Below are 7,144 nucleotides of genomic sequence, written 5' to 3'. Positions count from 1 at the left end.
GGTGAAGGGGCTGCGCGCCGGCGGGGACGATTATCTGCCGAAGCCCTACGCGTTCTCCGAGCTGCTGGCGCGCACCGAGGCGCTGGCCCGGCGGCAGGTCGGATCCGGCGCCGCGGAGGAGACGCGCTACCGGATCGGCGACCTGGAGCTCGACCGGCTGTCGCACCGGGTGACCCGGGCCGGCCGCGAGATCCCGTTACAGCCGCGGGAGTTCCGCCTCCTCGAATACCTGATGCGGCACGCCGGTCAGGTCGTGACGCGCACCATGCTGCTCGAGCATGTGTGGGACTATCACTTCGATCCGCAGACCAACGTCATCGACGTCCATGTCTCGCGCCTGCGCAGCAAACTCGACAAGGGTTTCCCGTCGCCGATCATCCACACGGTCCGGGGCGCGGGCTACGTGCTGCGCTTCGACGAGGGCGCCACCGGGTGAGCGACGTTTGGACCGACGCGCCGGTCGCCCGCGAGACGACGGCGGCGCGTTTCCAGAAGCTGTTCCGCACCACCGCGTTCAAGCTGTCTCTAGCCTACTTGGCGATCTTCGCCCTCTGCGCCTTCCTGGCGCTCGGCTACGTCGCTTGGAATGCCCGCGCCGTGCTCGATGACCAGATCGTCTCGACGATCGACGCCGAGATCAACGGCCTGTCGGAACAGTACAATGCCGGCGGCCTGCGGCGGCTGATCTCCGTGGTGGAGCGGCGCTCGCGCGAGCCCGGCGCCTCCCTCTACCTCGTGACCACGGCGGGCGGCGATCATGTCGTCGGCAATGTCGGCTACGTGCCGGCCGCCGTGCTGGCCACGCCCGGCCAGAGCGAGACGCGCTACGGCCGCAGCGACTCGGATTCCGAGGCGCATCAGGCGATCGTGCGGGTCTTCACTCTCCCGGGCGGGTTCCGGCTCCTCGTCGGGCGCGACACCGAGGAGCGCGACCGCCTGCGCGCGGTGATCGGACGGGCCTTCGTCACCTCGCTCGCCGCCGTCGTGCTCCTCGGGGTGATCGGCGGCTGGCTGGCGGCGAGTCGAGTGCTGCGCCGGGTCGACGCGATGACGCAGACCACGCGGGCGATCATGGCGGGTGATCTCGACGGCCGGCTCCACGTGGCCGGGAACGGCGACGAGCTCGACCGCCTCGCGTCGAGCCTCAACCAGATGCTGGAGCGGATCGGCGAGCTGATGCGCGGCATGCGGGAGGTCTCCGACAACATCGCGCACGATTTGAAGACGCCGCTGACCCGCCTGCGGAACCGCGCCGACGAGGCCCTGCGCCGGGCCTCGACGCAGGAGGAGCTGCGCGCGGTGCTGGAAGCCGTGATCGACGAGGGCGACGGGCTGATCCGGGTGTTCAACGCGCTCCTGATGATCGCGCGGCTCGAGGCCGGAAGTGCCCGGGAGATCCTCGCGCCGCTGGATCTCGGCCAGACGGTGCGGGGTGTCGGCGAATTGTACGAGGCGCTCGCCGAGGATCAGGGTCTGATCCTCACGGTGCGCGCGCAGGACGACCTGATCATCGCCGGCAACCGAGAGTTGATCGGGCAGGCCCTGGCCAACCTGATCGACAACGCCCTGAAATACGGGGCCGGATCGGCCGGGACGGAGGCCAGCGTGACCCTGGACGCGCGGCGCGAGGGGGAGGCGATCCGCCTCGCCGTCTCCGATCACGGCCCGGGAATTCCCGAGTCGGAGCGGGCCCGCGTGCTCGGCCGCTTCGTGCGCCTCGAGGATGCTCGCTCGCGACCGGGTTTCGGGCTGGGCCTCAGCCTCGTCAACGCCGTGGTGCGCCTGCATCACGGCAGCCTGCGGCTCTCCGACAACGATCCCGGGTTGCGAGTGGAGATTGAGTTTCCGGCCACGGCGCAGGCGCGTCCCGTGACCGGTGACATCCCGCCCGCTCCGCCATCGAGCGACCCTGTGCCTGCGTCCCCGTCCCGCGCTACTTAGGTCGCGACCTGTCCCACCGTGACCGCGCCGTCTCCGCATCCGAACGGCGGCGGGCCCGCGATCCAGGAGGCCCCATGACCCTCAAGACCAAGACCGCCCTCGTGACCGGCTCGACCAGCGGCATCGGGCTCGCCGTCGCGCGCGCCCTCGCGGCGGAGGGGGCCAACATCGTGCTCAACGGGTTCGGGGACGCGCAGGCCATCGAGGAGACCCGGGCGGAGATCGAGAGCGCCTACGGGGTCAAAGCCCGCTACTCGGCCGCCGACATGAGCAGGCCGGAGGCGATCACCGCCATGGTGCGCGAGGCGGAAGAGGCCTTCGGGGCCGTCGACGTGCTGGTCAACAATGCCGGTATCCAGTTCGTCTCGCCGATCGAGGAGTTTCCCGCGGAGAAGTGGGAGCAGATCATCGCCATCAACCTGTCCTCGGCCTTCCACGCGATGCACGCGGCGATTCCCGGGATGAAGGCGCGTGGCTGGGGCCGGATCATCAACACGGCCTCGGCCCATTCCGTGGTGGCCTCGCCGTTCAAGTCGGCCTACGTGGCGGCCAAGCACGGGATCGCGGGTCTGAGCAAGACGGCGGCGCTGGAACTCGCACCCCACAAGATCACGGTGAACTGCATCTCGCCCGGCTATGTCTGGACGCCGCTCGTCGAAGCGCAGATTCCCGACACGATGAAGGCTCGCGGCCTGACCAAGGAACAGGTCATCGAGGACGTGATGCTGAAGGCGCAGCCGACCAAGGAATTCGTCACCGTCGATCAGGTCGCCGCCCTGGCAGTATTCCTGTGCTCCGACGCGGCGAGCCAGATCACCGGCGCCAATATCAGCATGGATGGCGGTTGGACTGCTCAGTAGCGGAGCAGGCCCGGCACCGGCTCGGTGCGGACGGCCCCGCCCGGATCGGGCGGGGCCGGTTCGATCAGCGGCGGCCGTGGATCAGCAGCGCGAGGCCGTAGCCCACCGCACCCGCGATCAGCAGGGCGACCAGCGGATTCTCCTCCACCCGGGCGCCGACGGCGGCGCTGCCGTCGCGCAGATAGGAGCCGCCCCGCTCATAGGCGTCGCCCGCGACGTCGCCGGCGCGGTCGTAAGCCTCGCTCGCGTAGTCACCGGCGCGGTCGGCGATGTCGCGCGCCTTGTCCTTCACCTGGCCGTAGACGTTCTGAGCCTGGCCCTGGGCCTCGCGGAACCGTCCCTCGACCGAGTCGCGGTTCGAGCCCACGAAATCGCCGGCCGCGCCCTGAACCTTGCCGACGGGCTCCTTGGCGCCGCCGACGATCCGATCCGTATCCACCATGGCACTCTCCTGGACTGAGCGCGGCGCCGCGACAGGGGCGCCGCTCGTTACGCCGTCGTCCACCGAACGCGCGAGATGGCGTTTGTGCCCCCGGAAGCCACGAAATTGTGCGCCTCGACCCGCGATCGAGGCGGCGAAACCGGTCAGAGGCCGATCAGCTCGGCGATGGCCGCGGCCCCGGCGGCCGGGGAGGTCTCGCCCCGGGCGACGCCCGCCTCCGCCTCGGCGGTGCGGCGGCGGACCTCCGGAGAACCGACGAGGCGCTGGTGCAGGCGCTCGTCCACGAGCGCCCACATCCATTTGACGTCCTGGGCCCGGCGCTTCGCCTGGATCTCGCCGGTGGCCGTGAGCTTCTCCCGGTGATCGACGATCTTCGCCCAGAGGGCGTCGAGTCGCAGGTTGTGGAAGCCCGAGATCGTGACAACCGGCGGCGTCCAGGTGGCGGAGGCCGGGGTCAGGATGTGCAGCGCCGCCCGGTACTCGGAAGCCGCCGCGTTGGCCCGCTGCTCGGCCTCGCCGGCATCGGCCTTGTTGACCGCGATCATGTCGGCGAGTTCGAGGATGCCCTTCTTGATGCCCTGCAGCTCGTCGCCCGCGCCCGGCAGCATCAGCACGAGGAAGAAGTCGGTGAGGTCGGCCACGGCCGTCTCCGACTGGCCGACGCCCACCGTCTCCACGAGGATCACGTCGAAGCCCGCGGCCTCGCAGAGCAGCATGGTCTCCCGGGTCTTGGCCGCGACGCCGCCGAGCGTGCCGGAGGAGGGCGAGGGGCGGATGAAGGCGTTGGGATCGTGCGACAGACGCGCCATCCGGGTCTTGTCCCCCAGGATCGAGCCGCCGGTCCGGGACGAGGACGGGTCGACCGCGAGCACCGCCACCTTGCGGCCGGCCGCCGTCAGGTTCGAGCCGAGGGCGTCGATGGTGGTCGACTTGCCGACGCCGGGCACACCCGTGATGCCGACGCGGATCGCCCGGCCGGTCTCGGGCAGCACCGAGTCGATCAGGTCCGCGGCCAGAGCCCGGTGATCGGCGCGCTTGGACTCGGCCAGGGTGATGGCGCGGGCCAGGGCGGCGCGGTCGCCGCGCAGGAGGCGTTCGCGGAGACTCGCGATGTCGATGGACGGCGTCATGGCCCCTTCATGGCGGCGGCGACGGCTGCCGTCGAGGGGGAGAACATCGGGGTCGGGGGATGGGTGGCCTGTGTCCCGACCACCACAAGCCCGGCCGTGCCCGATATTCACGCCGCGATGCGGCGATCGTGCCCCGCGATGGTCACGATCCTGGGCAACGGAAGGTGCCCCGCCCGAGCGTTACCGGATCATGTCGAGCCAGATCGTCTCACGCCGCGTCCTTCTTCGCTTCGGAGCCCTCGCGGGCGCCGCGGGGCTCGCCCCGTCGCTCGGCGCCTGCGTCACCGACGACCTCGGGACCGGCGCGGCCCTGCCCGAGAAGCAGTCCGCCCTCGACGTCATGCCGGTGCTGCTGGTCGCCACGACCCGCAAGCCCGTGGGCAATCCGCCCCGCCCCCCGTATTTCAGCAGCGACCGCGGCCGCGGCCTGAGCTTCGCCGAGGTGCGCCTGTCGCCGCCCGACCGCTCGCTGCTCGGCAAGGTCTCGTCCGTCATCACCGGCGACTGGACCATCGGCGCGGTTCCGAAATCCGAGTCCGGACCGGGCGCCGCCGAGGCCTTCGCCCAGGCCGCCCTCGGGCGCGACGTGCTGATCTACGTGCACGGCTACCGCGAATCGTTCGAGTCGGCCGCGGTCAGCGCCGCCCGGCTCTCGGACGGGATCCGGTTCCGCGGGGTCTCCGGCCTGTTCACGTGGCCGTCGGCGGCCGCGACCCTCGACTACAATTACGATCGCGAGAGCGCCCTCTGGTCGCGCGACGCCTTCGAGGACCTGCTGAAGGCGCTCGCCGCCTCGCCGAGCGGCGGCCGCATCAACATCGTCGCGCACTCGATGGGCACGCTCCTGACCCTCGAGACCCTGCGCATGCTCCGTGCCGAAGCCGGCGAGGCCGCGATGTCGCGGATCGGCGCCGTGGTGCTGGCCGCTCCCGACATCGACTTCGACCTGTTCTCCAACGGCGTCGCCCGACTCGGGCCCGACGTCTCGAAGATCACGGTGATCTCCTCCACCAACGACCGGGCGCTCGAACTCTCCGCCGCGCTGGCGGGAGGCGTGCGCGCGGGCGCGGCCGATCGTGCCAAGCTCGAGGCGCTCGGCGTGCGCGTCGCCGACGCCTCCGATTACGGCGGCGGCCTGATCAACCACGACCTGTTCCTCTCGAACCCGGACGTGCAGGGGGTGGTCAAGCGCGCCATCGCCCGCGGCGCCGGCGTCTGACGCGCGGCGCTCACCCCGTCCGGGTCGCCATGCTCTGCGGCGGCAGGGGTTCCTCCGGCAGGACCGGCGCGTCGCCGGAGGCGTCCAGAGAGGCGATCCGGTCGGCCCAGACCCGGAAGCCCACGAGGGGATTGGGTCCGAACGTGTGGGTCAGCGGCACGTCCGCGGCGTCCCGGCCGTACGCGACCATGACCCGACCGATCCGCGGGCTGTTGTTGCGCGGGTCGAACACGTGCCAGGCGCCACCGAGATAGACCTCCATCCAGGCCGCGAAGTCGCCCGCCGGGTGCGGCTCGGGCTCGCCGATGAAGCTGATGTAGCCGGTGCAGTACCGGGTCGGGACGTTGAGGGCGCGGCAGAACGCCACCGCCAAGTGGGTGAAGTCCCGGCAAACGCCGCGCCCGCCCGCGTACGCGTCCATGGCCGTGCGGTCGCGATGGGCGAACTCGTAGCCGAACGCGATGTGGGCGTGCACGAAGTCGCAGACCGCCTGCACCCGGGCCCAGCCGGGCTCGGTATGACCGAAGAGACGCCACGCCTCGTCGGCCAGCAGGTCGGATTCGCAGTAGCGGCTGGGAAGCAGGAACACGATCGTCTCGGCCGGCAGCTCCTCGATCGCGTGCTGCGCGGCATCCGGGTGCACCGGATCGGGCATCCCGCTGTCGCGGATCGCGGCGTCGGTCCCGATGGTGAAGTTGCCGGCGGGCGCGGTCAGGCGGCCGCAGAGATTGCCGAAGCCGTCGCGGTAGATCTCGACCGGGACGGGCGGATCTGTCCGGGGTGTGTCGGGCGCCTCTAGGTCGGCCGCCCGGGAGGGATGCACGTTGAGCATCACCACCATGGGCACAGGGTAGGGAAAGGCGTAGCGCATCTCGCAGCCGAGCCTGATCCGCATGCGCGGGTGATCCTTCGTATTCGAGATTGTGCCCGCCGCGATGCGCGCAGGATCCGTGCCGCGCCGAATCGTGCGGGTCGGGTCGCGACGGGCTTGGCGGCCGTCCGCTTCACCCCTACAGCATCCGCGCGCGACGCTCGCGGCCGCCGGACGAGACCGACGTGGTTCTCCCCGGGGCAGCGCGTCGCACCCGTGCGCCAGCCCGCTGAGCGGGGGGCCTGAGGACGGTTACGAGAGGGATGCCGGCCATGTTCACGCTCGAGATCGACGGCACCGCCGTTGCGGTGATCAACAGCGACGAGGCGTCCGCCAAGGACCTCTTCACTTGTGACGGCTTCAAGGAAGACATCCGGACGATGACGACCGGTGGGAAGCCGCTCTGGAACGGCACGTCGGCCCTCAAGGTCCGGGCGGCCACCGAGGACGAGATCGAGATCTTCGAGGACGCGCTGGCGGAGGACGACGGCGAGGGTGATTTCGTCGACGATCCCCGGCACACCGGCGGCGATACGGACGAAGAGGACGAAGCCGACATCGTCTTCCTCGTGGATATCGACGAGGACGAAGACGAGGATGAGGCCGACGCCTGAGCGCGGCTGAACCCGAGCGCCTCCCGGGTTGTTTCCGATCGGGTTTGGATTGGATTCGGGAGGACGG

The 7,144-nt window shown here is 70.7% G+C and carries 8 protein-coding genes (1 of these 8 cut by a window edge); 5 read left to right on the top strand and 3 right to left on the bottom strand.

The window, feature by feature from the left end; translation table 11 throughout:
- From MOTC310_RS15395 to MOTC310_RS15385, 3 genes are all read left to right on the top strand, one after another.
- A protein-coding gene (locus MOTC310_RS15395) for a response regulator transcription factor (RefSeq protein ID WP_331302398.1) crosses the window boundary here: on the top strand, positions 1 to 436 show its 3' portion. The gene continues 260 nt to the left of window position 1, outside the view; 436 of the gene's 696 nt are visible here — the last part of the coding sequence; its start codon lies beyond the left edge, outside the window; the stop codon is at positions 434 to 436.
- Entirely contained in the window at positions 433 to 1,941 is a 1,509-nt protein-coding gene (locus MOTC310_RS15390; protein ID WP_331302397.1) for a HAMP domain-containing sensor histidine kinase, read from the top strand. The genes MOTC310_RS15395 and MOTC310_RS15390 overlap by 4 nt, the downstream gene beginning before the upstream one ends.
- A 74-nt stretch (positions 1,942 to 2,015) precedes the next feature.
- Complete coding sequence (locus MOTC310_RS15385; protein ID WP_331293571.1) at positions 2,016 to 2,801, top strand: 3-hydroxybutyrate dehydrogenase; 786 nt, start codon at positions 2,016 to 2,018, stop codon at positions 2,799 to 2,801.
- 64 nt (positions 2,802 to 2,865) lie between these two features.
- Here MOTC310_RS15385 and MOTC310_RS15380 read toward each other — a convergent pair whose 3' ends face one another.
- The gene (locus MOTC310_RS15380) at positions 2,866 to 3,243 is read right to left on the bottom strand and encodes a CsbD family protein (protein ID WP_331302396.1); all 378 of its coding nucleotides are present in this window, start codon (positions 3,241 to 3,243) and stop codon (positions 2,866 to 2,868) included.
- Positions 3,244 to 3,386: 143 nt separating this feature from the next.
- Positions 3,387 to 4,373 carry a methylmalonyl Co-A mutase-associated GTPase MeaB gene (meaB, locus tag MOTC310_RS15375; RefSeq protein ID WP_331302395.1) on the bottom strand — a complete coding sequence of 329 codons (987 nt, stop codon included), beginning with the start codon at positions 4,371 to 4,373 and terminating at the stop codon, positions 3,387 to 3,389.
- A 190-nt stretch (positions 4,374 to 4,563) separates the two neighbouring features.
- Between meaB and MOTC310_RS15370 the strand changes: the two genes are divergently transcribed.
- A complete protein-coding gene (locus tag MOTC310_RS15370) occupies positions 4,564 to 5,592 on the top strand; it encodes an alpha/beta hydrolase (protein WP_331293568.1) in 1,029 nt (342 codons plus the stop codon).
- A 10-nt stretch (positions 5,593 to 5,602) separates the two neighbouring features.
- On the opposite strand, the gene MOTC310_RS15365 is transcribed toward MOTC310_RS15370, so the two are convergent.
- Positions 5,603 to 6,487, bottom strand: a complete 885-nt coding sequence (locus tag MOTC310_RS15365) for a transglutaminase-like domain-containing protein (protein ID WP_331302394.1) — start codon at positions 6,485 to 6,487, stop codon at positions 5,603 to 5,605.
- A 248-nt stretch (positions 6,488 to 6,735) separates the two neighbouring features.
- Between MOTC310_RS15365 and MOTC310_RS15360 the strand changes: the two genes are divergently transcribed.
- The gene (locus tag MOTC310_RS15360) at positions 6,736 to 7,077 is read left to right on the top strand and encodes a hypothetical protein (protein WP_331293566.1); all 342 of its coding nucleotides are present in this window, start codon (positions 6,736 to 6,738) and stop codon (positions 7,075 to 7,077) included.
- Positions 7,078 to 7,144 lie beyond the last annotated feature (67 nt).

This window comes from Methylobacterium oryzae, assembly GCF_036441375.1.
Classification (GTDB): Bacteria; Pseudomonadota; Alphaproteobacteria; order Rhizobiales; family Beijerinckiaceae; genus Methylobacterium; species Methylobacterium oryzae_A.
This window is presented reverse-complemented; position numbering and strand designations above follow the sequence as displayed.